The following is a 22,495-nucleotide window of genomic DNA, read 5'->3' as shown; positions in this document are numbered from 1 at the left end:
TTACGTTTATCAGAAGAATGCGCCTTGCCATGATTTCTAAATGTTTTATTTCAAATTATTCCATTCTTTTTAAGACAATACCAAATGTTAATTACTAATGCGACACTAGTTACTATAGTTATTTCTAAAATTAAAGGAATAGTTATTGGAGAAGAACGCTTTTTAACCACGTAAAGTATAATACTATCATTTAACGCAATAACGAGGACCCCTCTGATTATTAGCTCTGTAAATATACTCATTAACATCAAACCTCCTTTTACCATTGTTCTTCTAATCTATTATCCAAATAATTTCTTAATTCAATTCGCATTTTCCGACATACTCCTAAGGTTCAAAGTAACGGAGTTTCATAATTCTGATGCAAAACTGTAAAAAAATGTTTCCCCACACTACTCTTGCAGTACAGAGAAACACATAATTTTTTGCCAAAACCGCTATATATAGTGGTTACACCACTGGACCTTTTCCATATTTAGTCGTTGTGTTTTCTTTCGAGGCGAACGATGCTCTCAACATGGTGTGTGTTCGCGGGTACATGTCCGAAAAATTTGTTTCTCTTAGCCTACAGCACAATACCCGAGGCCATTTTATCTAATCATTTTCCTCTTTTATCCTCGTAAGTATTCCTTGATATCTATCCAAGGCAGTATGTAATTCTTGGCATGCTGCCACAATTTCGTCAGAGCTTTATTAACGCTTTAAAATTCTCCGGTACTTCTGTTTCAAAGCACAGCACCTGATTAGCAAAAGGATGCCTAAATTCCAGTTTGTGCGCATGCAACCCTAATCGCTTTAAAGGATTAGTTCTAGCACCATATTTGGTATCGCCCACGACAGAATGCCCTAATTCTTTCATATGCACTCGAATTTGATTCTTGCGACCTGTTTCCAGTTGAATATTCAACAGCGAATAGTCTGGGGTTTCATTGATCACTTGATAATTCGTAATGGCCTCCAAACCGTCCCCCGCCTTTGGGCTGGAATACACAAGCAGCGTCTTTGTTTCCTTAAGCCAGGAGCGAATTCTACCGCTTTTTTCTTTTAGTCGTCCCTCCACAATCGCCACATAACCCCGTTGCGTTACAAGGCCGCCCCAATTATCTTGCAACGCTAGTTTCAACTTTTCATTTTTGGCAAACATCAGCACCCCGGAGGTATCCCGGTCCAGACGATGAACAATAAAGATACGGGCTTTCGGGTTAGCCCGGCGCACATAATCCGTCAGCAAATGATAAGCGGAAACCCCATTTTTATTATCAGCTATAGCCAACAAGCCAGCCGGCTTATTGATTACGATCAAATCAGCATCCTCATATAAAATTTGCAGCACATCTTTCTCTTTTTGCCCCCGAATTACCGAACGGACTATCCGTACCGTCTGTTCTTCTTTCAGAGGAAAGTCGTGCTGCGTAACGACACGCCCATCCACATTAACCTGTCTGTGTGTGAGCAAAGACTTTATGTTATTTCTTGAATGATTAGTTAACTTAAGTGTTAAAAAATCTAATAAACCACTGCACTCTGTTACCACAAATACTGTATCAGCTATTGTTTTGCTTTTCTTGTTATCCACACTTTGTGCCAATTAACTTACCAACTTTCTTATCAAAAAAGCAAGAGGCGAACGATGCTCTCAACGTGCCTTGAGAATACAAAAAAGATGCCGTCTTGAGCTGGTAGCTCCTTGGCGGCGGGTTGTATTTATGAAACTATAGCCTGTTGCAGGCTTTTTTTGCCGGAATAATAGCTGCATTTTGCTCACACCTAAGTTAATTGTAAGCAACAAAACCTTCAAAAGCGGTTCTGTCTCTTGAAGGCTTTATTCGATACACCTAGCTATTCTTATCTTCTTTGTCAGATTCCTCAATGACATCAGTAATAAGTCGAGAGAAATCAACAGCGTTCTTTTTTGTAATAACAGGCTTTCCTGTATCTGCTTCGATTTCTTTGCGTGTATTTCCAGCAATTCGACCGCCACGCCGTGCTACTTGCCTATTTTCTTCGAAAGTTTGCGGTTCTGTTGCCTTGGAAATCTCGGTTGTAGTGGCTTCAGCAAGCATGTTCAGAACCAGTTCCAATGTTGACATGTTGTCGCGGAGATTTTCCTTTTTTAGCCCTTTAATTTTTTTGTACTGACGAGTCGTCATGCCAGACCATGCTCTAGTAATTTCATCGGTAAGGATAGCGTATTCTTGCCCCCGCTTTACGCCATGGTCATCCCACTCATCGGTAAGTTCCTTGCGCACTTGAATAGCTTGCAATCGTTGGTTAATCCACTCGCGAGTATATCCTTTTTTCAGGTATGTAGCAAGGGCACGATCGATGGTAAGTTCCGGATCAATTGTTTCCTCTATCCGCTCACGACCCACCTGAGCAAGCCACATTTTGAATGGTTCAGCTTTCTGTGACGGAATGGACTGTATTATGCGCAAAAGTTCCTCTGTATTTGCAACATCAGTGTTGTAACGTTTTCCATCCGCGGCTTTCAATTTCAGTTGCTTACAATTTGTAAGCAACTGAAATCCTTCTTCAATAAGGCGTTTTTTTAAAACAGCCCAGTAGGTACTCGCATTTCGAGGCGTTGCTTGGTCGGTCAGAATTGACACTACATCCACCACGGAAAAGTACCACTCTTGTTCCTCTTCATCCCAAGCTGTACGGATGCGCTTATCTTCAAAAAGTTGGATCTTATTATTTCCATCCATATTTTGTCCTCCGTTATTGATTTTTTTCCAATGGAAGACTAATTATAACCCGCACCAGATCGGATACTTTGTAGTCATTTTATCAAACATATGTTCTATTTGCAATGCAAAAATAACTGTTTATCTTTGTTTTTACGTTCTTAGCATAAAAACACACCCGCAATTACAATAACATTTCTTCAATTGTACCTATCAGTTCATTCGCAATATTGATACTATCCAGCCTCATTATGCTTTCCTCCGAGCTGCCAAAGCTCAGAAGATTTATGCTTCCATACCAAACAATTCTCTGATCAATTATGGCAAACTTCTGATGTATATTTGATTTGAAAATGAGATTTGCTCCAGTTAATCGTACGGAATTAACCATATCTGAAAATACAGACCTGTCCTTTTCTTTATAATACTCCTCCGGCCTTGTAATTATTGTGAACTTAGCTCCGTTATTAATACCAGAAGACAGAATATTCAGCATCTGAGATAGCCGCTTTTTTGTCATATATGGGCTGACTATCACAATATCCGATTTGGAGGATGAAATATCATTGCTGAATACTGTCATGAAATTATGATTATCAAAAATTGCATTCGTAGCTTCAAACGGCTTACTGTCACTTTTTGCTGAATACCCTATGGCTGCATATCCTTTGAGCCTCTTATGGTACATCCGTTCAAGTACGCCAACATGAACATCCACGTAATCATAAATCCGAACTTCATTCTTGTTTTGATACAACCTATGAAGCCGCCCGGCATATTGCTGCACAGTTCCTTTCCAGGCAACAGGCATTGCCAGAAATAGTGTATCTAACCTCGGCTCGTCAAACCCCTCACCGACAAATCTGCCGGTGGCAACAATAACAAAAGCATTACCCTGCGGAATGCTTGAAAGCTTTTCCAGCTTGGTTTTTCTTTCTTTAACTGTCATTCCGCCAGTTAAATCAATTACATTCGTAATGGTTTTCGATAATTCCTCAGCAATAAGCCCAACATGAGCTGTCCGCTCTGTCAGTATAATAGGATTCCTGCCTTCTTTTACACACTGAATTACATCATCAATAATCAATTGATTGCGGATTTGGGAGGTGCTGATTTCAGAATATATTTCCCCGATAGACCATTGCTTTTCATCTTGGCTAACCTGTTTTCTAAAAGGCGTAAAACGTGGGATGATATAGTGTTCAAAAGGTCTTTTTTCAGCTTGCTCTCTCGCATTCACTTTGTATCGAACCGGGCCGCAATGCATGAATATTATGGGATGATGCCCATCCTGCCTTACTGGCGTTGCAGTCAGACCATATACATATTTTGCTGAAACGTTTTTAAGAATTTGCTCAAAGCTAAATGCAGGAACATGATGACATTCATCAACAATGACCATGCCATAATCACGGACAGCATCTTTTACTTCGTCTCCTTTTACCAATGACTGCATAACCGCAATATCAATAACCCCACTTAAATTCTTCTTTCCTCCGCCAAGCTGTCCAATAATACTGCGAACCTTTTTCCTGCCTCTTCTTTTAACAGGATCAGCAGGCAACTCCTCATTAATTATCAAGAATTGGGTCAACCGTTCTTTCCATTGCTCCAATAATTGCTGCGTATGAACAAGCACAAGCGTATTGACTTTTCTTTCAGCTATAAGTTTTGCTCCTATTACAGTCTTTCCGAAAGCAGTAGTTGCAGATAAAACCCCGTTATCATATTGGAGCATTTGACTTACAGCATCTACCTGTTCGTCACGAAGCTGACCATTAAATTTTATCTTTATGGTTTACCGGAAAAGGTTTCATCTACCCATTTGATATCGGCTTTCAAAGGTTCTAATAAATTTGTTAAATCAATCTCACAACCTCTCGGGAGGCAAAGATAATCCGGAGTTTCATCAGACAATGAAATAATTCTGGATTTACCAAAGGTTGGCAATCTCATAGCTTGTGCTTTATAAAAATCAGGATTCCGGAAGGCAGCAAGCCGTTTCAGCTAATTTAATGCCTTATTGGCAAATCCATTTTTCTCAATGTATAGCAAATTTGCTTTCGTTATATGTATTTCGTTGGGAATATCTGACCTATTTAATATGCTATCCACTTTTTTCTTTTCCCAAGGTTTAGCTTCTTCATCTTCAATTTGCCTTAATTCCCCCAACTCATTCCCGAGACTAAACTGCGTAATATATTCGTCAATTTCCTCTTCGTTCATCTTTCGGATGCTGCTTAAAAAGCGCCACTGATCATTATATGGCTGAAAATTCTCATCAATAAATACACTGTTGTTGCTTTTTCGTGCAGCGGCTTGTAGGGGCAGCGCAATCAGATTCCCAAATCCGCCTTTAGGAAGTGTATCCTGGTTGGGAAACAACCGGTCATATGAACTAAATTTAATCTCATGCCTTTTAAACATTGCATGGGTTAGAAGCAATGTGCCAAATTTTCTGGCTGTTGTTGCACTAATTTGACCTTTAAAAAAGAACCACACATGGGCACCATTACCTGACTGAGACAGTTCAACAGCAAAAGGGATGTTCTTTTCCATACAGGTATTTCTTAATACATTTATATCCTTCTGCCAACCATCGTCATCAAAATCCATTGCAAGAAAGTAACAGGTTTCATCCGGCAGCATGGGATAAACGCCAAATACTGCCTTACCTCTTAAATGGCTGTCAATTGCAGTAGAATCAAAATTTGCATAATTCTTATTTTCACAGTCGGAACATTTAATTTTCGGCTTGTAACATACCCCCTTAACCCATTCATTTAGACAAACAGGGGAATATCCTGACTTACCTTCTTTGTTCTGCCATCTTTTTGCATATACATCATCTCGACCCCTGAATAACGACAAGAATAAATTGATTTTTTCCTGTGGAAAGCTGCTGTTGGTTACTTGTTCTGAGTCATTAAATAGGTCTGGTATGTCTCTTTCTTCTATTAAATGAATTTCACTGCCAAATAGAGGCAATGCCAATCCCAGCTGGATTTTGAAATCTTCGTTTTCAATCTTCAGCCTTTTATTTTCTCTTAGCAGCTTTTGATATTTTTCATAAAGTTCTTCATAATCCATTGTTTTACGTATCCTTGTTATTGATCTCTATAGGAATAGAAATTGGTAAAATTTATAAGTACTATTTTATTTGTTTGTATGCAACAATGCAAGGCTGTATCAAAAGCAGACTTTAGCCTGCTCTCCGCTTCTATAGTAAATCATAATATATAATTTAAAGATCCGAATTCTATCCACTTCACTCCTGATTATTCCTTCATCGTAAACGCCATTTTCGCATACTGTTTCACTAAGTGTCTTAATAATCCGGTCTTCATCCAAAGTTGGGGAATGAGGGCATACTTCTTTGCCTTTTTCCATTCTTGTTGCGCAACGCCAGACCACCTTGCTTCTTTCAGTTCTTCTCCGATAAGATGCGCCGCAATCGCCGCATACAAGCAGATTCCCAAGAATGTATTTGCCACTATATTTGCTTCCGCTAATTTCTGCTGTGCCATCCTCCTTACTGACAAACCTTGAACGCTTGGCCATTTCCTCTTGTACCTTATCGAATACTCCAGCAGAGACAATAGCTGGATGACTGTCTTTCACGTAATACTTGTTTCGCTGCCCATCATTTCTTCTTTTCTTACCGGTCATAAAATCCTCGGTAAAGGTCTTTTGAAGCATGGTATCGCCTTTATATTTCTCGTTCTTTAGCATGTCACGAATCGTTTTCACATTCCAATCATCTTTGCCTGTTGCTGTTTTAATACCCTGAGATTCTAGATAAGCCTTTATTTGTCCCAGTGACAGACCATGCAAATATAAATCAAATATCTTTCTGACCACCTCTGCCTGTTCCGGTACAATAACAATCTCACCGTCAACGCAAGTGTATCCCATGAAGTTCTTATACTTGGTATAAATTTCGCCTTTTTCGAACTTACGCTGAATTCCCCATTGGATATTCTCGCTGATATTCCGGCTTTCGTCCTGTGCCAGCATACCCCTCAGCGTAATCTCAAATTCTTTATCCGCCTCGATTGAGTCCAGTTTCTCATTTTCAAAATGCATATTGATTCCTCGCCCTCTTAAAAATCTTATAATCTTCAAAACCTCCAGCGTATCCCTCGATACCCTGCTGATTGACTTTGTGATAATGTAATCGATCTTGCCTTTCGCCGCATTCCTGAGCAGTTTGTCCAGACTTTTTCTGCCGCTCCGTCGAAGCCCGCTTTCAATATCATAGAACACACCGGCAAAAAGCCAATTGGGATGGCTTTTTATCATCTTTGTAAAAGCCTTTATCTGAATCTCAAGGCTGCGCAGCTGCTCCGGCCCGGAGGTGCTGACGCGGCAGTAAGCGGCAACCCTGAGTTTTCTATTTTCTTTGGGTTTAGGAGGTATGATTCGAACATTCTTCATCTCTTTAATTTGTGTAAACATAATCTGGATAAGATTCACGTACAATTACATTTTACAAAACAAAAGACGTGAAAGATAGCCTTCACGTCAAAACACATTTCTGTATTCATCCTTGCAAACCCTTGGTATATCAGCGTTACAGCCTCTGCAACAGGATTATTACCTCCGTATGCCTTGAGGATACAAAAAAGATGCCGTTTGACTCTAGTATCCCCCTGGCGGCGGGGTATCTTTCAGAAATCACAGCCTGTTGCAGGCTTTTTTGCAGGATTAAGAACCGTATTTTGCTTTACAACCTTAGTAATTGTAAGCAATAAAACCTTCAAAAGAGTGTTGACCTCTTGAAGGCTTTATTCGATACAATTTCATACCAACAATTTATTGCATAAAATCGGCGGCTATAAACGGAACACCAGATTTTAATAGTCTCTCTCCTCAAGAAATTTTATATCATTTTTTCTTAACAATCTTCCTATCTCATATATAGCGCCTAATTCAAAATTCTTGACCTCTTGAATAACTTGGTTACTGTCTACATCCCGATAATACATTCCATCAAACTTAATCTTTTCATATAGCGAGGCTAAATTAACCATCTCTGTTGGATGGATTATACCTTCTCTTTTTATAATACCACTCAAAATTGAATGATTTCCATTATGGACAATGGTAACCCCGATGGGCAAGAATAACTTTGACATGTGATTCAATTTTTGAAATTCAAATTGGTTTCCACAATCAGTACCTATTCCTGTAATAGTAGTTTCGAATCTGCTCATATTCCAAGCAACAGGAATGACCAGGTTATCTTTCAGACTTATTGATATTTTTTCATTGTTTTCGATAGTCTCATAATCACTAATATAATTTTCATTTTTTATATAATGACACAAATCATAAAACAAAACATCTACATGGTCGACTTCTTGACCAGTAAATAATTGCATTAAAAGCCTCTGTAGAACCGAAGAACCTATTGCATTAATATATCTATAAATTGGATGCAAAAAATCGCCGGACATTTCCGATTTATCAATAATGTTTTGAGCAATAGCAATGATACTTTGCAAATGCCTTTTCATATCTTCATTTTTTTTATTTATAAAAAACATTGCCCTTATCTCCTTGCGGTGTATGCACTAATAATCATTGGTTACTTTTACCTATATTTCTGTGCCAAATATGTTGATATAGTCTATAAGCCTGTTTTGAATCTTTGCAAAGGGCTTTTAAGACCATATTCGACACTCGAGAGTGCTTTTTCAAAAAGCTAATTAGTCGGTCTTTTTTTATGAATCTCCAATCCTCTTTTAATTGAGACGCTAAGGTATCAATTTGCTCTATGCTATATTGACCGTTTATTTTGGGATTAACGTATCCAGTTACAACATATTCCTCGTTGTTATAACTGAAGGTAAATTCTGGATCTCCATAAATACTTGGTTCAACTGACTCCAACTTATATTTACAGCATACTTCTTTGAAATGAAGAAAAGTCTTGTATTTTTCATCATTTCGACTATAATAAGCAACATCTGCCTTTATAAACGGGGCTCCTATAACATTTGCATATAACGATCGGTGATTTCCGTCACGTCCTACCTTGTACACATCTTCATCGCTAAAATATATGAGAGCGACAGGATCATATAAATTTTCGTACCAAGCATAAAGCTGTCCAAGGGCATCGTCTCTTATATGCTCTATTGCTGTAGCCATCCTATATACATTTAATTCTGATTCATATCTTCCGGTCGCATTATCGTAAAATGAAGCACATACATTAGCCCTGGAAATACCTATAATTTTTTTTGTTTCTACCAATACTTTATTTTTGTCGTTCTCCGATATGTGCTCATAATACTCGTAATACTCAAAGAAATCTTTTGGATTATTGGCCTTGAGATATGCTATATGTTCTGCCGATACTCCTTTTTGTACTAATGCTCGTTCTAAATCAACATTATATACTATATCGTTTGCCTCCATATAATCCATAGATTATTCCCCTTATAAAGATCAGGCATTAGATTACAGTTGATTGAGTAACTGTTGCCCGTCAAACATCTCTAATGATGCTTCGAGTCAGTTTTGTGTTTTATTTACCTATAAATATGAGATAATACTCTCCGATGCTGAACCGGCCTGGGCAATTTTAATATATTTCAAGTAATCGATGGCTTGTTTCAAAAATGCACATTGGTACTTCGTTTCCCTTTAGTACACTTAGCTCATTAATACAGTGCCTCAAACTTCGCTTTAGTTGCTCTACCGTTTTAATATCTGAGATGAACGGAGCATCAGACTCTAATAATAATCGTTCAACAGGAATTCTCTGTATTATCGACTGCCCGTTTCGAGAATTAAGCATATACTCATTGACCGAGAAAAAGCAACCAAGTTCTATAGCTCTATCTAGCTGTTTTAATGTTCCAGAATACCAATGCAAGATACATTTATTATGTTTTGTGCAATCATATTTTTCTAAAATATCCAGTACATCTTTATCCGATCGAACAGAATGTATTGAAATAATCTTCATGGGTGATCTTTGGCACCATTTGATGATTTGTGAGAATACATCTATCTGAAGTTCTTTGGAATGATAGAACTGCTTATTAAAATCCAAACCAATCTCACCAACGAATTTTGTTACGTGTATATATTTTTCAATAAGACCAAGCTCCTGGAATCTATCGAAAACAAGTTGCGGATGTAAACCCAAGGCAACTTGAACATTAGAAAAATTTCCAATCCTTTTCTGCTCAATCTCAAATGCCTTTGGCGTTGTTGTCATCGCCAATAGATTGATTCTCTCTTCCAGAGCTGCTTTGCTGAATTCATCCATGGATTGCATCAAATCTACATGGCAGTGCATATCATAAACATCCATAACCAGTCACCACACCATTCTTCTTTATACGCTTTCTTGTGTCTGCCTCTCACTTTCGGAATTTTTTATTATGAAATTGTCAACTTCCAATAGCCCTCTCCGATATACTTCCGATAACTCTTGCAGATAAGCACTATCGCCAGGAAGGGGACCACTCTTGTGTATCAGAATTTTTGCCAGTTGCGGTTGCTCCTTAATTTTTTTAATTGCAATTTGAAAAGAACGAAGTTGTACTCCTTTTCCTTTTGCATGATTGGCAATTATTTCTGAAACACTGTCTATTAGATAAGGAGTACAGTCCTTTTCTTCCCTGAAAGCCTTATTCATTGCTGCCCTGCGGATTATGCAAGGTACACAATACCCACAATGTTGAGGAGCAGAACCACTCCAACGAGCTTTATGAGGAGAAGAACAAGAAATTGAATCTTGTATCACTTGCAGTAGAAATTCTTTGTTTAAACACTCGTCAGCCATTTCACCTTTTGTTTTATTCCAGTATGGATTCAGAACGGATAAGTTAATTCCCAACCCATTTAACGCCCGATTCCACGACTCCAAGTAGAAGGGATGTGTCGTACGTGTACTGTGGGAACCAATACGCAATTCATCCAACGGAACATTCAATGCTATCAAGCCGTTTTCAGGAACTTCCAGGGTCGACACCCCTTTCATTCCACTCATGGCAAAGATACCAAACGCTATGAATAGAAAAGACCGGCTTCTTGTTGAGTTTTCTATTCCCCCACCAGGAATTATATTTTTATCAAAAACCATCCATAAATCGAGATATAGCGGATAGAGATCAGGGTATTTTTCACCAAAACAACTCAACAGCTTGCTTTGGGCGTTTTTTGTATATCCGTCTCCAGCATGGCTTATAAGGGCTATTTTATTATGGTTTTCGAGGTGATTGATTGTGCTGATTAAGCTATCCATTCCACCAGAAAAAAGAGTAACCGCATCAAATTCCGGCGGCTTTGCATCATCTTTGGGTTTCTCTGAAAGCTCTTTATCTCTTTTTTTGAACGATATTATCCAACGATCTCCCGTTAGGAAATTTAGCTTCCTTGTAAACAACTCTCCAAGAGGCACCCACTTTTCAAGGTGAAAAACGGGTATTTCAATGGCGATTTCTCTTGTCCAACTGTCTTGTGAGTGGAGACTTCGTGAAATTCGAGTATCGGCAAGATAGATCAAACTAGCGAGGCTGAGAATATCAATGCCCTCTTCGGTTGGATATAAACCATTCTCTTTAAGTTTTTCCAGAGCATGACCTATACCAAACCGAAGAGAATTATCATTACCCGTGAAAGGTATGATAACCTCTATGTAATCTTCTTTTTTCGTAGACACAACTTCTTTGCAATCATAATCGCCGACAAGAAGGTATTTATTCATACGCTATTCCTCCAGTTCTGATAAAATATCATAAGCTGTTCGATAGATGGAATCCACTATAGCTTTTGTTTGCGATGTATCTATAGATCGAATGTCTATTTTAAGCTTGGAGACAGCATCCGAAACCGCTCCTTTTATATAGTCTTTGAGTTGCCCCTGAATGCTTTCGACTTGAGCGACATCTTTGGGCAAGGCAAATAGTTTATTCCCGATGTCATTTACAAGCCTTCCCTCAATAACATTAGCCATATAAATCTCAGCAAAAGCGAGAAACTCAGGAGGGGTGAGGGATTCAATCGGCTTGTTCTCCCAGTCAGGCAATGTGGAAAGTGCTTCGACATAAGAGTTTCTGGCAATCCCTTCATCAGTACTCCCTCCGTCGGGACAAACAAAATCCATAATACGGAGTAAAACATCAGACGCACTTTTCCCAATAATATCCCCAAGTTTATAATCTCGGCTTGTGTCAGCTACACCACGACTCGCAAAACTGCTAAACACAGAAAGAAGGCGAGTGGTACTATTTCGGGCCGAACCCAACCGGGTAGTCGCGTTTTGCGAACCTCCTAATGAATGCCGGACGTAATTAGACGCTGCCCGATGTAATTTTCCGTTCCCGCTACCACCGCTATTTACATATCGCGTAAAGTTACTACGAGGCGCTGAAAAGCGTTTGGAGTCCGCTGGTTGAGGTTGTTCCGGTTGGGGTTGCGCTGGCTGAGGTTGTTCTGGCTTTTGATCGCCATCATTATTATCACCCAGCCAGGAAGGTACTAACGGCGTATTGCCGTTTTGTCCCCGATTACTTGTTGATGTTCCCATTTCCAGCACCTCACTTCCGCGTATTTTTCAAAGCTGTCTTTACAATGATGCCGCCTTCTTTAGATAGGCTTTCGTAATACTTACTCAAACTTGATTTAGATTTTTCCGAAGTTAAGCATTTATCCCATCCAGTACAAATCCAAGCCCCAACTCTCTTGCAATCAAAAGTTTCAATCAAACCAATCAGCGACGGCTCTAATTCGGCATGATGGGAAACAAGTGCTTTGATCCCTTCAATTCCATTAGGCTTATTAGCAATGTCGCCATTCCTGAAAATCTTTGAGGATAGAACCTCGAAGACTTTCTTAGCGTCTGAAGGAGACAACGCCTTAATCTCATCATTTGCGCTGGCTATATTCATTTCGCCGCCCATAAGCTTACTAATGAGGTTCCGAAGCTGTTCAGATTTAACTTGTGCAAAGAAAAAGTCTTCTTTTTCTTTGCTGGCAAAAAAGTATGGACGCAAGTCAATTTCGCCCAAGTAGGGTTCACTGGATGCCCATGCGGTAAAATCGGCATTACTTTCCCATGCGACTAAGTCTTTGTCTTTTTCAGGCTTTGATATTAAAGTCGGTGTTTTTGTTTTTTCTTGTTTCGATTTTTCCGCATCCTCATCCGCTGTCTCAGACTCCTTTGAAAGCTGCTGCTTTTGAATTTCAAAGGTATGAAGCAAAGAACACTTTCCATTGTCATCTGTTAAAGCTGCTATTTTCTTATATTCGTCTACGAAGAAATATTCCGCGAGCATCATTTTTGCCAGGATAGGTATCTGTATGGAATCTCCAAAACCCCTGGCTCCGGCAATTTTATCTCTCAGCAATAGCATATTGATAAAACGTTTGATTTTTCGCGGATTACCTTGGGTGTTCTTCGCTAATATATCAGCTATCTGGTTCGATACGGTTATCTCATTTAATACAGATGTATATTGATCTCCGAGAGCTTCCTTGAGCTGTTCAATTGTGAAGCCTAAATTCTCCCACGGCTTTTTCATTTTATCAATCGCGACCGTCAAGAGCTTATCAAACTGCGCGCTATCCTCTTTTAATCGTGACCCTATCAGAAGTAGAGTTATATACATTCCGGACTCAATTTCACCCAATGCGGGAATTCTAAACGGCACTTGAATCAATTTTTCTAAGTAACGCTTTGAGTATTCAAACCCCGTCCGGATGTCGCCCTCATCGGGCAAATCAGGGAAGTGATTTCGAACTGCGTATTCTATCATTGCTTCGTCTGCGGCTATTACGAAAGCCGTAGACTTAGAGAACATAAATAGGCGAACAGCCTCCAATGTTTCGATTGTGACCTTGGGCAGACATCTGTCCAAATCATCTATGAGCACCACAAGTTTTTTAATCTTCGATTCTTTTAACAGATCTTCAAAAGAAGTTTGGAATTCGGAGAATTCCTTTGCCAGAGAATTGTCTTCAAACACTTTGGCGTCCGCGAGATATTCGCCCACGCTCTCAATAGCGGTCGTTACTTTTTCTTTATCGGTTACTGAACCTTTTAGATTCTCCATCAAACTGCTTAGTAACCCAATGGGAGGAATACCAGTAGCGGCAGAAAAAGCTACACCACCTGCGGCTTTTGCTACACTAAGCCAATTGATGTTCTTCCAGAGCTTTTTCAATATATCCTTTGCCTTTTCAGTGGGTTTTCGCTTTTCTGTTAATTCGGAAACAATCGCGCTCATCAAAGCTATCTTAGCATCTTCGAAGCCTTGATGTTTCCAACCGTTGAAGCGAATGCACTCGATGCCATCTTTTTGCTTTGAAAGCTCATCCTCGACCATTGCCAAGATGCTCGATTTTCCGGCACCCCAATCCCCATGAACCCCAATAGAAATAGGACGGTCGTCACATTCTATAATAAGTTCAGCAACCGTCTTGGCGATGGCACGATTGTTTATCATATCAATTTTTGTTTCATTATCTGATAGAATCATACTGATACCCCCCAAAACCCCTTAGCACTTAATGCTCGGAAAACGCTGCTTGAATCGCCGCTTTGCCTTAGCATATATCTTTGTCAATCCGTCAATATCCTCTCTACTTTCCATTAATACTATATCTACACATTCATCCGGTGTAAAAAGATGTAACGGCGCACTCAAGCGGTTCATCCGGTCAAGCATTGCTGTTTTAAGTTCATCATCAGTTAAACTGAGTTCTTTCTGACAATGTATAACAGCGCTTGTGATGCCAGGCGCCATTGTAACTGTAGAATCTTTGTAAGGGAAAAAATGCTTAGCAAAAATATCCAGATACTGCGGATCGTAGTTGTTACCAAGGCCGCTCAAATCATAAAACACCACTTCTGATAACATGCCTAGCGCATCTTTTATCTTCTTTTCTTCCATCAGAAAATTATGCATATGATGTCGGCAGTTTCTATATAATCCAAAGTTACCGGATGCAAAGTGTTCCATGCTACGCCTATTTAGATAACCCCATATTTTATCTCGGTATGGCATATGGGGCGGTTCATGCATTATTTTATTAAGCGACCAAATATCCAGATCTTCAAGCGTATGCCGGTGTATATATGGCACATAACCTTCTTCAGCAAGCGCTTGCTTTCCAAGTTCGGTTAATTGATATGTTCTTTTTGTAAAACGAGAATTAAGTTCTTCCTGAGATACCTCTGCCATCAGACGCTGTACCAGTTCGTCTTTTTTACCGCTCACTTTAAGCCCGTATTTTTTCAATTCATCCTTGAGGACTGTTGCGGTTTCTTTTTCAATGGCACTCTGCAGGTTTCCGACTTGCAGAAATCCTCGTTCAAGCAGGGAACGAAGACATTTGTCAACATCCCTCACACCGTATCTGTACCACCAAAAGCCTTGAAAAGAATTACCTTCCGTATAGTACGAACCAGCATAATCAAGAACCAGCACCTCATGAGGATATAACCCGTGTTTGCTTGCAATGGCGTCTTTGATTCTTTTCTCAGCCGGAATAACTTCCTCTGCTGCAGAGGGTATTATTTCTGAAGTCACCTTTATAAATGATGATATATTGGATTTAGTCAGTTTTGATGTTTCGACCGGCACTATATTCTGTGTAGGTAGCTTTTCAGTATTAGCTGGTTTCGGTTTCCTTCTGAAAAGATCGAAGAATGACACGGTATACCCCCCTCTCCGTTTATATCAATACGAAAGACCGTCTTCGTGTCATTGCTAGGCGGTAGTCATTTTATCTGTTAGTATTAAAGAAATTGTGCAAATAATCAGCTACACGCTGTTCCAACTGTTCTGCCGTAAATTGGCAAGGTTGTAAGCGTTCAGCCCATCTACGACCGGGATGTAAGCAATCCCATGGTGATTTTTGCTGATTGTATCTTCCGCTGCCAGGATCATGATTTCCGAATCCATCAAGTACCCGGTTCCATACGGGCTGAAATCTCTCAATAAGCAGTGATTCGGTTAGCGGTATCCAAATATCGTCCACAACGAGAAAACGGCAGAAAAAGTGGTTAATATCCAAATTACCAGCAGCAGATATAGACTCTCCGTGCTCTGCCAATCTTTTTTGCAGAGCTTGTCCGTGGTCAACATCCAAACCTAAACCGCCTTTTCGTGCCCCAGCCGGTACCGCCTTTCCTACATAGATCGGGCATCTGAATTGATTATCCCGATTTACAGCTGCAAGTTCTCTGTAAGCAGAAAAAGGGCCAGTATAGTATAAAGCATATACACCCGCGCCTATAAAAGGTTCGGGTGGTATGGGATGGACGTTTGTTGCAAGTAATGCTTCGGCTGCGCTTTGGCCAAGCTGCTTCTTGTCGAGTGGGTTAAACGGCTTTATAACCGGAATGTCTTTGTTTTTCATATTCATTCAACCTTTCAAGTTGATAGTAAACAGAGCCGCCAATAATATTGGCTAACTGTACGGGTACTGCGTTTCCGATCTGACGCATGCTTTCTGTCCACGAGCCGTGGAAGATGTAATCGTCAGGAAATGTCTGCAGCCTTGCGCTTTCCCTAACTGTATAATATCTGAGCGAACCATCATCCAATATGATCATATTTTCGCCCCCCGGAACGCCGTGCGCACCAGCCTTCAATGTTTTTGAAGGTTCGTCCATGACACTTCCGGAGTGCCCTGGGTATGATTTGGCACCTGCTCGGAATTCATGGTTCTGGAATCCGCTTTCTCCCTGTTCTTTTTGAGGATTTGGTAACCCGACGAAGGCATCCCGCACGGTTCTCCATCGTTTGAGCATATCTTCATGGTCTGTGGCTTTGAGGATACGCATACGCTCCGTATCAGATATTGTCGGTCGTTTTGCCTTTGCTATTTTGTGCTCTTCCCAATATTCACCGCTGATCCATTTTGAGTAGCGCAGGGCGTTTTGAGAATGCGTAGGGTTCGGGAACGACCAGTTAGCGTTCAAATCATTTCTGAAGCCTACTATAATTACACGGTGTCTTGCCTGTGGGATACCATAATCAGCTGCGTTAACCAGCCGGAAAACTACATTATAGGAAAGTCCGCGATCACCAACAGATGTATGGTATTCCTCTAAAGTTTTTAAATGATCGAGCCAAGTCATTCCTTCTTTGATTGTAACTTCAGGGTGAGACAATTGCAGAAGAATATAATTGAAGTATGTACTGAAGGATTTTCTCAGTAAACCCTTCACGTTTTCAAAGATAAACGCTTGAGGCCGCAGCTCACGAACAGCCCGCACAGCTTCTGGGAACATATCCCTTTTGTCATTATACGCCTGATGTTTGCCACCTAAAGAAAATGGCTGGCAAGGAGGTCCGCCGGCCACTAATTTGATATTGCTACCAAAATCATCATAGTGAACCAACCTCACATCAGTTTGAATTACATTCCAGTGTTGAATAAGATGGTTACCCCTCTGAATATTTGCCTTGATATTGTCGCACGAGTCCTTATCCCATTCAAGCAGCGCTCGATGGCTAAACCCGGATTGCTGTAAACCTAACGCAAGACCGCCGGTTCCACTGAACAATTCGATTGAGCTGTACAATGTGAACACCTTCTCTTTCTGATTGTCTTTATAATCAATCTTAATCTTCTTCCATTTCCATGATGTCTGAAATATCACATTTTAGGGCGGTGCAAATCTTTACAAGTACGTCTGTAGTGACGTTTTCATTTTTCCCTAATTTAGCCATAGAAGCAGGGCTGATACCAGACAACTCCCGCAGATCTTTTTTTTTCATATTCCTATCAATAAGGAGCTTCCATAGCTTCTTGTAGCTTAATGCCATTCTTTCCACCCCATAGATTTCGTTTATACGATAATAGCATAATATGGGGTTGTTTTCAATTAATAAATTCGCGAACATGAATTAAAAATACGCGAAACCTACCCTGTACAATATCACTGCCAACACTAAAGCCCTCAGTAACACTGAGGATTTTAGTCTTAACAGATGCTATCTTCAGGCAAGAACAGCTTTTATGCCGTTCCTGCCTCTGTGTTAATCAAAGTATGAAACCCGCTGGTTCATCACTTCATTTTCATACCAAATAGCTCATCCTCGTCATTCGACATATCCAGATGATCTACCTCAGTGAAATTGACGTACTCACCTGATATCCAGGGCTTCCCCGTAACTGCCGGAAGCAGTGATTCTCTGACACATTTGGTTAGCCTGCTCCGGCATGCCTGCCGCTTTTAATGTGCATGAGGTAATCCCCATCAGATTGAAGATGTTTCCGTTGGCGCCAATGAGCGGAGCATTCGGCTTCTCCGTCCGTGTCTGTACCGGCTCCGGTCGTGAGATGGCAGAGAAACTATCCTCACCGGGAACAAGGGCAAGGGTTCTGCCATTGTCCCAGGTCATTTGAAGCTGACCGATGTCATCTACAAAATCCACCGTCCCCATCAATCCTGAAGGCATGTCCATTTCTCCAAACATTGCAGCTAATCGAATGCGGGTTCCTTTAGGATACATTTTCTTAAGGCGTTCAACCATATTTCGTTCATTTAGCATGTTCTATTCCCTCCTGTGTTTTTATAAACGAACAGGGATGACCTTTTTAGCCGTCCCTGCCTCGTTTTAATCAAAGTATGAAACCCTCTGGTTCATCACGATTCCGGATTTGAATTGGATCTCTATCAGATCATCCTTGACAGCCTTGATGCTCTGCAGTAGCCTTCTGACCAGGTCGTTGTCAAATTCCCTGACCTCGCAGGTGGTTTTCTTCAGGCAGGCATCCATATCGTCGAGCCTCTGCTGAAAATTCGCCGCCATTTTTTGCTCCCGCACCAGCTCCAACTTTTTCTGCTTCAGTTCGTTGATCTTCTCTGAAATTCTCTTATATCTCTCGTCAAAATCCTCCGTGATGGAGCCTTGCTTGGCGTTTTCCTCTATCAAGGCCAGCATTTCACCCTGCAGCTTTTCAATCTGCCCGTCATAGTCGGTGGTCATGTTTTTAGTGGAATAGCTGCCGATGACTCGGATTACGTTCTCACGGAAGGCTCCGACAAACTCGCCACGGTTTTCCACGACGCTGTTTATGGCGGTCATTATTGCTTCATGCAGGATATCCTCTTTGAAAGTGGGGGAGTGCTTGCAGTTCTTAGTTCCGTTCTTCAGGCGGTTCTCACACCGCCATACTGCGGTTTTCTGGCCATATTTAGACCATACCTGCCTGCGGTAAGGCTGGCCGCATTCTTTGCATATCATGATGTCACTTAAAGCGAATTTGGAGCTGTATTTGCTTTTCTCTTTCTCTTGCTTTGCCCTTCGGGCTGCCGCAGTTTTACCAAGGCTTGCCCGCCTCGCTTTTTCCTCCTGCACCTGATAATAAAGCTCCTTTGGGATAATAGCTTCATGATCATCCTCTATGTAATACTGGGGGACGATGCCTTTGTTCTTCACCCGCTTTTTTGTGAGAAAATCAATGGTGTAGGTTTTCTGCTGCAGGACGTCGCCCATATATTTTTCATTGCTCAGCATCTTTTCGATGACTCCGGGGCACCACCTGGTCAGGCCAGTGACGGTTTTGATACCTTCCGATTCTAATATCTTGGTAATCTGTATGATACTGCTCCCTTCAAGGTAAAGGCGGAAAATACGTCTGACCAGCTCCGCTTCCTCCGGTACGATGACCAGCTCGCCGTTCTTATCCTTGGTGTAGCCTAAAAACTTATTGTGGTTGACCGAGACGATGCCATTCTCAAACCGTCTGACAAGACCCCACCGGGTGTTCTCACTCAGGTTCCGGCTTTCCTCCTGCGCCTGGCTGCTCAGGATGGTAATCAAAAGCTCCCCGGTCCCCTCCAGCGTATTCACGCCTTCTTTTTCGAAGAAGACGGCGACGTTCTTTTCCTTGAGCTTGCGGATGTTCTGCAGGCTGTCCACCGTATTTCTGGCGAACCGGCTGACCGACTTGGTGATGACCATGTCAATTTTTCCGGCCATGCAGTCCTCGATCATGGCGTTGAAGTCGTCACGCTTTTTGGTGTTTGTAGCGCTCTTCCCGTCATCGGCGTAAATTCCGGCAAGCTTCCAGTTGGGATTGCTCTTGATTTTTTCAGTATAGTAGGATACCTGGGCTTCATAGCTGGTTTCCTGCTGCTCCAGCGTAGTGCTGACGCGGCAGTATGCCGCAACCCGCAGGGCTTTAAACTGAGGCTTTATACTCCTGTCATACTCCGGCTTGGAGGGTATCATAGATATGCTTTTCTTTTTTGCTGTCGCTGTCTGCATCATTGTTTCTCCTTCCTTGGTTTAGTATCTGGCTTCCAAGGTTAATCTGTTTATAAATTCAAACACTAGCCGATGGTCGGCATAGACCGTGATTTGCTTTATCACCATCATAAACAGTTCCTCATCAAATTCCGTGAGAAGCTGTCTGCCTGAAAACGCCTGCTTCATCTTTTCGGTGTTATATTTGGCGTCATCGATTTTCGCTGTTTTATAAAAAGCTTGCGCTCGCTTAAAAATAAGAGCCGGAAGCTCTTTGGACGAAAACCGCCCTTCTGCTTCCAGCTCTCTGATCCGCTGATCCAAGCTATTAAATTCAGGGTTATATGAAATTGGTTCTTTCTTAGGCTTCCGGTCGAGGATTTGTAACCTTGCCAGAATCCGGTTAGCTGCCTCAAGGAAGACCTTTTCAAGCTGCTCATCCGTAAGAAAACCGCACCGGCAGCAAACTCGGTTCTTGTAAATATACCTTTTGCACTTCCAGAAGGACTTCTCCGATAGTTTCCCGCAGTGCTCAATGTATTTGCGGTAAACCTCGCCGCATTCTCCGCACCGTAGCTTACCGGTGAATGGATATTGATGGTTTCCGCTGTTTGGCTGGATGCTTCGCCCCAGCTGATCACAGCGTTCCTTGCGGCGTTTCTGCACCTGCTCAAAAAACTCGGTGCTAATCATCTGAGGGTAGAATTCATCACCTAGGTATTTGACATTCTCCAATATCTTGCCGATGGACCCGTGGTTCCAAGAGGCTTTGTTGTTGGCGTTTGGAAATCCCATTTCGGTCAGCCGTTTTGCAAGCGCAGAGGTGGAGACTCCGGACAGATAATCTGAAAATATCTTTTTCACAACAGCGGCTTTGGGTTCATCAAGCCGTATTTTCCCATTTACCAGCTCATACCCGATGGGCATATGCCTTTGTATCATCCTCAATCTCCCCCTTCCTGCAGGGTTCGGACAGTTCGAGCCGGTTGATGAGCCGGAAGGTGATTTGGCCGTTTTTCTGTACGATGACCTTGTCTATTGCCTGTAAAAATAAATCCTCACGGTATTCTTCTATAACGTGGGGATTGTTTCTGATCAGCTCCAGCAGCTGTTCTGTACCGCCAATCTCTATGTCGAAGCCGTTGTTGTCCAGAAGCTGGCTTCTTTTCTTTTTCACAGCGGCAAGCTCTATGGTCAGGCTATTTTGCCGCTCTATAAATACCGCAGGATCGATATACCTTTTCGATACAAGTCTGCTGAGTATATGACCCTGCTCTGTCAGTTCCATGATTCTATTGCTGCATTCCCCAATTTTCTGCTCTTGTTGCTCATCCATCCGGAGCTTTTTAAGCGTATCCAATAAGGGAGTGAGGATTTCGGCATAATTGCTTACGAGCTTGTTCCACATTACGGTGAAAGCCCATTGAATATCATCCTCCCGGATTGCCTTCTGGCTGCATCTGGTGTTGTGCAAAATGTGCTGCCGACAGCACCATTGGACCTTCTCATAGGGCTTGCCGATGTAGATTTTCTGTCTTCGGAACGTACCTCCGCATTCGCCGCAGAGGATTTTACTGCTGAAGGTATATCGGCTTTGGTATTTCTCCGAATCGTCCATCCCCATCTGCATTCTGCGGTATTCAAGGATTTCCTTTACTGCCTCCGCCTGTTCATGTGAGATAATGGGTTCATGGTTATCCTCAACCAGATACTGAGGAAGCTGCCCTTTGTTCCTCTTTTTCTTAAAGGGCAGCACCTCTGTGGTCATGGTTTTCTGATATAGTAGATTTCCTATGTATATGGGATTTAAAAGCATTTCCTTTATCACGCCGTCGTTCCACTTCTCAGCCGAGCGTATTGTGGGGATTCCTTCCTCGGACAAATCCTTGGCGATTGCATAAGTGCCCTTTCCATTTAAGTACTCCCGGAAAATGCGTCGGACTATAGCAGCTTCTTCCTCCTGAATTATCAGCTCGCCCTTATCATCCTTGGTATAGCCGTAGGCTGGAGTGCCGAGGATGAAGGTGCCGTCTTGAAAACGTTTAACTGCTGCCCATTTATTGTTGGTGGAAATGCTTTCGGATTCGCCCTGCGCCAAAGAGCTTAAAATGGTCAGCATCAGTTCGCTTTTCTCCGACAGGCTGTTGATATGCTCCTTTTCAAAATAGACGGCGACGCCAAGCTCCTTCAAGCGACGGATGGCCTGGATGCTGTCCACTGTGTTTCTAGCAAACCGGGTCAGGGATTTGGTTATGACCATATCTATCCTGCCATCCTCGCAGTCCTTCAGCATCCTTAAAAAGTCATCCCTTTTTTGCAGATTTGTTCCGCTTCTTGCTTCATCGGCGTAGATTCCGGCAAACTGCCAATCCTCTTGATTTTCAATCAAAGCGGTGTAATACTCCATCTGTGCGGTAAAGGAATTCTGCTGCTCACGGGAGTCGGTGCTTACCCGGCAATAGGCGCAAACCCGCTTTTTCGGCTGTAATTGCCGGACGATCTGCTGCTTTACAGGATCTATTTTTACTACGTTCTTAGCCATGCGTTCTCTCCTTTCTCTCGTTTTTGACTCCTGTC

The 22,495-nt window shown here is 41.7% G+C and carries 19 protein-coding genes; all 19 read right to left on the bottom strand.

Translation table 11 applies throughout. The features are described 5' to 3' along the window. Positions 1–682 precede the first annotated feature (682 nt). The 19 genes from B5771_RS13765 to B5771_RS13680 all read right to left on the bottom strand — a co-directional run bounded on the left by B5771_RS13765 (position 683) and on the right by B5771_RS13680 (position 22,460). The gene (locus B5771_RS13765) at positions 683–1,588 is read right to left on the bottom strand and encodes an RluA family pseudouridine synthase (protein ID WP_088188035.1); all 906 of its coding nucleotides are present in this window, start codon (positions 1,586–1,588) and stop codon (positions 683–685) included. Between the two features lie 247 nt (positions 1,589–1,835). Continuing rightward, positions 1,836–2,708: a BRO family protein gene (locus tag B5771_RS13760; RefSeq protein ID WP_088188034.1), complete on the bottom strand. Its 873-nt coding sequence runs from the start codon at positions 2,706–2,708 to the stop codon at positions 1,836–1,838. Positions 2,709–2,871: 163 nt separating this feature from the next. After that, positions 2,872–4,425 carry a DEAD/DEAH box helicase family protein gene (locus B5771_RS25225; protein ID WP_348982952.1) on the bottom strand — a complete coding sequence of 518 codons (1,554 nt, stop codon included), beginning with the start codon at positions 4,423–4,425 and terminating at the stop codon, positions 2,872–2,874. A gap of 269 nt (positions 4,426–4,694) precedes the next feature. Continuing rightward, positions 4,695–5,777: a hypothetical protein gene (locus tag B5771_RS25220; protein ID WP_348982951.1), complete on the bottom strand. Its 1,083-nt coding sequence runs from the start codon at positions 5,775–5,777 to the stop codon at positions 4,695–4,697. A gap of 99 nt (positions 5,778–5,876) precedes the next feature. Then, a complete protein-coding gene (locus B5771_RS13750) occupies positions 5,877–7,145 on the bottom strand; it encodes a recombinase family protein (protein ID WP_348982950.1) in 1,269 nt (422 codons plus the stop codon). 398 nt (positions 7,146–7,543) lie between these two features. Next, entirely contained in the window at positions 7,544–8,236 is a 693-nt protein-coding gene (locus B5771_RS13745; protein WP_088188033.1) for a DUF6710 family protein, read from the bottom strand. Positions 8,237–8,270: 34 nt separating this feature from the next. Next, positions 8,271–9,122 (bottom strand): hypothetical protein, encoded by an 852-nt coding sequence (locus B5771_RS13740; protein WP_088188032.1) that lies wholly within the window; start codon positions 9,120–9,122, stop codon positions 8,271–8,273. A gap of 157 nt (positions 9,123–9,279) precedes the next feature. After that, the gene (gene qatD / locus B5771_RS13735; RefSeq protein WP_088188031.1) at positions 9,280–10,017 is read right to left on the bottom strand and encodes a Qat anti-phage system TatD family nuclease QatD; all 738 of its coding nucleotides are present in this window, start codon (positions 10,015–10,017) and stop codon (positions 9,280–9,282) included. Between the two features lie 24 nt (positions 10,018–10,041). Continuing rightward, complete coding sequence (qatC, locus tag B5771_RS13730; RefSeq protein WP_088188030.1) at positions 10,042–11,415, bottom strand: Qat anti-phage system QueC-like protein QatC; 1,374 nt, start codon at positions 11,413–11,415, stop codon at positions 10,042–10,044. A 3-nt stretch (positions 11,416–11,418) separates the two neighbouring features. Beyond that, entirely contained in the window at positions 11,419–12,237 is an 819-nt protein-coding gene (gene qatB, locus B5771_RS13725; RefSeq protein ID WP_088188029.1) for a Qat anti-phage system associated protein QatB, read from the bottom strand. A gap of 10 nt (positions 12,238–12,247) precedes the next feature. Then, complete coding sequence (gene qatA, locus B5771_RS13720) at positions 12,248–14,188, bottom strand: Qat anti-phage system ATPase QatA (RefSeq protein WP_088188028.1); 1,941 nt, start codon at positions 14,186–14,188, stop codon at positions 12,248–12,250. 21 nt (positions 14,189–14,209) lie between these two features. Then, complete coding sequence (locus B5771_RS13715) at positions 14,210–15,367, bottom strand: SAP domain-containing protein (protein WP_088188027.1); 1,158 nt, start codon at positions 15,365–15,367, stop codon at positions 14,210–14,212. A gap of 70 nt (positions 15,368–15,437) precedes the next feature. Next, positions 15,438–16,073, bottom strand: a complete 636-nt coding sequence (locus B5771_RS13710) for an Eco29kI family restriction endonuclease (protein WP_088188026.1) — start codon at positions 16,071–16,073, stop codon at positions 15,438–15,440. Continuing rightward, on the bottom strand, positions 16,036–17,253 hold the full coding sequence (gene dcm / locus B5771_RS13705; protein ID WP_242966839.1) for a DNA (cytosine-5-)-methyltransferase: 1,218 nt from the start codon (positions 17,251–17,253) through the stop codon (positions 16,036–16,038). Before dcm ends, B5771_RS13710 begins: the two co-directional genes overlap by 38 nt. A gap of 31 nt (positions 17,254–17,284) precedes the next feature. Beyond that, the gene (locus tag B5771_RS13700; RefSeq protein WP_088188024.1) at positions 17,285–17,488 is read right to left on the bottom strand and encodes a helix-turn-helix transcriptional regulator; all 204 of its coding nucleotides are present in this window, start codon (positions 17,486–17,488) and stop codon (positions 17,285–17,287) included. A gap of 321 nt (positions 17,489–17,809) precedes the next feature. Then, positions 17,810–18,217: a DUF4314 domain-containing protein gene (locus B5771_RS13695; RefSeq protein ID WP_088188023.1), complete on the bottom strand. Its 408-nt coding sequence runs from the start codon at positions 18,215–18,217 to the stop codon at positions 17,810–17,812. Between the two features lie 66 nt (positions 18,218–18,283). Continuing rightward, entirely contained in the window at positions 18,284–19,939 is a 1,656-nt protein-coding gene (locus tag B5771_RS13690; RefSeq protein WP_088188022.1) for a recombinase family protein, read from the bottom strand. 21 nt (positions 19,940–19,960) lie between these two features. After that, a complete protein-coding gene (locus B5771_RS13685) occupies positions 19,961–20,860 on the bottom strand; it encodes a recombinase family protein (RefSeq protein WP_088188021.1) in 900 nt (299 codons plus the stop codon). Further along, positions 20,829–22,460, bottom strand: coding sequence for a recombinase family protein (locus B5771_RS13680; protein WP_088188020.1), 1,632 nt, complete (start codon positions 22,458–22,460; stop codon positions 20,829–20,831). Before B5771_RS13680 ends, B5771_RS13685 begins: the two co-directional genes overlap by 32 nt. Positions 22,461–22,495: the final 35 nt, after the last annotated feature.

It is taken from the genome of Desulfosporosinus sp. FKA, assembly GCF_002196785.1.
Taxonomy (GTDB): Bacteria; Bacillota; Desulfitobacteriia; order Desulfitobacteriales; family Desulfitobacteriaceae; genus Desulfosporosinus; species Desulfosporosinus acididurans.
Note: the sequence above shows the minus strand (reverse complement) of the source record. Positions and strands in the feature narration are given on the sequence as shown.

What these genes read in the sequence shown, in the direction of transcription:
- B5771_RS13700 (WP_088188024.1), bottom strand. Translation starts at nt 17,488, where the DNA reads ATGGCATTAAGCTACAAGAAGCTATGGAAGCTCCTTATTGATAGGAAT.
- B5771_RS13695 (WP_088188023.1), bottom strand. Translation starts at nt 18,217, where the DNA reads ATGCTAAATGAACGAAATATGGTTGAACGCCTTAAGAAAATGTATCCT.
- B5771_RS13680 (WP_088188020.1), bottom strand. Translation starts at nt 22,460, where the DNA reads ATGGCTAAGAACGTAGTAAAAATAGATCCTGTAAAGCAGCAGATCGTC.
- B5771_RS13685 (WP_088188021.1), bottom strand. Translation starts at nt 20,860, where the DNA reads ATGATACAAAGGCATATGCCCATCGGGTATGAGCTGGTAAATGGGAAA.
- B5771_RS25225 (WP_348982952.1), bottom strand. Translation starts at nt 4,425, where the DNA reads ATGCTCCAATATGATAACGGGGTTTTATCTGCAACTACTGCTTTCGGA.
- B5771_RS13750 (WP_348982950.1), bottom strand. Translation starts at nt 7,145, where the DNA reads ATGTTTACACAAATTAAAGAGATGAAGAATGTTCGAATCATACCTCCT.
- B5771_RS13710 (WP_088188026.1), bottom strand. Translation starts at nt 16,073, where the DNA reads ATGAAAAACAAAGACATTCCGGTTATAAAGCCGTTTAACCCACTCGAC.
- qatA (WP_088188028.1), bottom strand. Translation starts at nt 14,188, where the DNA reads ATGATTCTATCAGATAATGAAACAAAAATTGATATGATAAACAATCGT.
- B5771_RS13745 (WP_088188033.1), bottom strand. Translation starts at nt 8,236, where the DNA reads ATGTTTTTTATAAATAAAAAAAATGAAGATATGAAAAGGCATTTGCAA.
- B5771_RS13760 (WP_088188034.1), bottom strand. Translation starts at nt 2,708, where the DNA reads ATGGATGGAAATAATAAGATCCAACTTTTTGAAGATAAGCGCATCCGT.
- B5771_RS13740 (WP_088188032.1), bottom strand. Translation starts at nt 9,122, where the DNA reads ATGGATTATATGGAGGCAAACGATATAGTATATAATGTTGATTTAGAA.
- B5771_RS25220 (WP_348982951.1), bottom strand. Translation starts at nt 5,777, where the DNA reads ATGGATTATGAAGAACTTTATGAAAAATATCAAAAGCTGCTAAGAGAA.
- qatC (WP_088188030.1), bottom strand. Translation starts at nt 11,415, where the DNA reads ATGAATAAATACCTTCTTGTCGGCGATTATGATTGCAAAGAAGTTGTG.
- B5771_RS13690 (WP_088188022.1), bottom strand. Translation starts at nt 19,939, where the DNA reads ATGCAGACAGCGACAGCAAAAAAGAAAAGCATATCTATGATACCCTCC.
- qatD (WP_088188031.1), bottom strand. Translation starts at nt 10,017, where the DNA reads ATGGATGTTTATGATATGCACTGCCATGTAGATTTGATGCAATCCATG.
- qatB (WP_088188029.1), bottom strand. Translation starts at nt 12,237, where the DNA reads ATGGGAACATCAACAAGTAATCGGGGACAAAACGGCAATACGCCGTTA.